Raw genomic sequence first — 391 nt, forward strand, 5'->3', positions numbered from 1 at the left:
GTTGACGTCGCGGTTGATTACGAGGCCTATGAAAATGGCACGTCGCCGCAGGTGGGAAAATGGTCCGGCGGGTTGTTGACCGAAGCGATCAAGGGCGTTTCTTTGCCGGAACTCAGGCCGGGGCAGCAAGTGAGTACCGCGACGTCAACGCCTTTGGCCTGGGTCGTTTCATAGTTTTCGGGATTAGACACCCTGGGAGGCGGGTTCGGCAGATACCTGGGCAAGTCATGACGAGGACGGATCAGCCCTTGCAGGGGGAACACTTCGTAATAGACATAGCGGACGTTCTTGTGATCGCGGTCACTGCCGTTCGGGTCTATCTTCGACTTCACCCGCATCAGCAGGCCGTAACGTGCCTTGGCGGCTTGCGCCTCTGCTGCCGACTCTTCGC

General features: G+C 58.8%; 1 protein-coding gene. It reads right to left on the reverse strand.

Annotation, left to right across the window (positions count from 1 at the left end; translation table 11 throughout):
• Window positions 1–26: 26 nt before the first annotated feature.
• Window positions 27–391: hypothetical protein (locus AC0L20_RS40080; protein WP_473295682.1), on the reverse strand; the 365-nt coding region annotated here is incomplete at its 5' end.

The organism is Bradyrhizobium sp. Kon58, from assembly GCF_055807455.1.